This window comes from Plesiocystis pacifica SIR-1 (assembly GCF_000170895.1).
GTDB classification, from domain to species: domain Bacteria; phylum Myxococcota_A; class Polyangia; order Nannocystales; family Nannocystaceae; genus Plesiocystis; species Plesiocystis pacifica.
This window is the reverse complement of sequence record NZ_ABCS01000222.1, coordinates 1-2,409: the sequence shown is the minus strand read 5'-3', so window position 1 is coordinate 2,409 and position 2,409 is coordinate 1. Positions and strand designations below refer to the sequence as shown.

The window sequence follows — 2,409 nt, the reverse complement described above, 5'->3', positions numbered from 1 at the left end:
CTGCGCCCCTTGCCCGTGGCCCCCGCCGAGTCGGCGAGCCCGTCCGAAGGCGCGACCTTCATCAGCGGCGGAACCAGCGGCCTCGGAGCCGCCCTGGCCGAGCACCTCGTCCGCGAGCGCGGCGTCCGGCATATGGTCCTCGCCTCCCGCCGCGGTCCCGAGAGCCCCGACGTGGACGCGCTCACCGAGCGCCTGCGCGCGCTCGGGGCCGAGAGCGTGCGCGTGCTCGCCTGCGACGTCGGCGAGCGCGAGGCCGTCGCCAAGGCCCTCGAGACCGCCACCAGCGAGCGCCCCCTCGCGAGCGTGGTGCACGTCGCGGGCGTGCTCGCCGACGCGCCCATCGAGGGCCTCGACGCCGAGACCATCGCCCGGGTCACCCGGCCCAAGGTCGCCGGCGCCTGGCACCTCCACCAGCTGAGCCTCGAGCTCGAGCCCCAGCCCCGCGAGTTCGTGTGCTTCTCGGGCGCCGCCGGCATGCTCGGCGGGCCGGGCCAGGGCAACTACGCCGCGGCCAACGGCTTCCTCGACGCCCTCGCCCACCACCGCGCCAGCCAGGGCCTGCCCGCGCTGTCCCTGGCCTGGGGCCTGTGGGAGACCGGCGGCTTGCTCAGCCACCTGGGCGAGGCCGATCGCCAGCGCCTGCGCAAGGGCGGGCTGCGGCCCATCGGCGTGCGCGAGGGCATGGCCCTCTACGACGCGGCCCTCGCCCAGGCCGAGCTCCTGCCCGTGGTCGCGCCGATCAAGTTCGACCTGGCCAAGCTCAGCCAGCGCCCCAACCTCCCCGCCCTCGCCCGCGCCCTCGTCCCCCAGAGCCTGCGCCAGGGCGAGCGCACGCGCGCCAAGCTGCGCTTCGACAGCAGCGGCGAGGCCCTGCGCAACGAGCTGCTCCAGCTCGTCGCCGCCGAGATCGCCAAGGTCCTGCGCTCGTCGACGGCCATCGCCCCCGATCGGCCCCTGCGCGAGGTCGGCCTCGACTCGCTCATGGCCGTCGAGCTGCGCAACGCCCTGCAGGACGCCACGGACCTCGAGCTGCCCTCGACCCTGCTGTTCGACTACCCCACCCAGCACGCCCTGGTCGCGGCCATGGCCGAGCAGCTCGAGGCGCGCACGACCCCGAGCCTGGCGGTCCCCCTGGCCGCTGCGCAGTCCGCCTCGACCCTCGCCAGCGAGGAGGAGGACCCCGTCGTGATCGTCGCCATGAGCTGCCGCTACCCCGGCGGCGTGGCCGACCCCGAGGGCCTGTGGCGCCTGCTCGACAACGGCGTCGACGCCATCGGCGAGTTCCCCGACGACCGCGGCTGGCCCCGCGACCTCTACCACCCCGACCCGCGCGCGCCGGGCAAGTCGATCAGCCGCGAGGGCGGCTTCATCTACGACAGCGCCCACTTCGACGCGGGCTTCTTCGGCATCAGCCCGCGCGAGGCCGAGGCCATCGATCCGCAGCAGCGCCTGCTGCTCGAGGGCAGCTGGGAGGCCCTCGAGCGCGCCCAGATCCCCCCGGACTCGCTGACCGGATCGAGCACGGGCGTGTTCGTCGGGGTCATGTACTCGGACTACGCGGGGCGCATGTTCAACGACCTCGAGCGCCTCGAGGGCTACCTGGGCATCGGCAGCTCGGCGAGCGTCGCGTCCGGGCGCATCGCCTACAGCCTGGGGCTGACCGGGCCGGCGGTCACCGTCGACACGGCCTGCAGCTCCTCGCTGGTCGCCCTCCACCTCGCCCGCCAGGCCCTGCTCGCCGGCGAGTGCGAGCTGGCCCTCGCCGGCGGCGTCGCGCTCATGGCCACCCCGGCGCTGTTCGTCGAGTTCAGCCGCCAGCAGGCCATGGCCCCCGACGGCCGCTGCAAGTCCTTCGCCGCCCAGGCCGACGGCGCGGCGTGGTCCGAGGGCATGGGCATGCTGGTCGTAGAGCGCATGTCCTCGGCCCGCGCCAAGGGCCACCCGATCCTCGCCGTCGTGCGCAGCACCGCCGTCAACCAAGACGGCCGCAGCCAGGGCCTGACCGCGCCCAACGGGCCGTCCCAGCGGCGCCTGCTCGAGACGGCCCTGCGCCAGGCCAGGCTGCGCCCGACGGACATCGACGCCATCGAGGCCCACGGCACCGGCACGCGCCTGGGCGACCCCATCGAGGCCCAGAGCATCCTCGCCGTCTACGGCGACGCGCGGCCGGCCGAGCGCCCGCTGTGGCTCGGCTCGATCAAGTCCAACATCGGCCACGCCCAGTCGGCCGCGGCCGTCGGCGGCGTCATCAAGGTGCTGCTCAGCCTCGAGCACGAGCGCCTGCCCAAGACCCTCCACGTCGACGCGCCCACGCCCCACGTGGACTGGTCGTCGGGGGCCGTGAGCCTGCTGACCGAGGCCCAGCCGTGGCCGCGCTCGGAGCGGGTCCGGCGGGCCGGCGTGTCCTCC

General features: G+C 75.2%; 1 protein-coding gene. It reads left to right on the top strand.

What is annotated here, in order from left to right:
* Positions 1–2,409: type I polyketide synthase (locus PPSIR1_RS41310; protein WP_045117779.1), on the top strand; the 2,409-nt coding region annotated here is incomplete at both ends.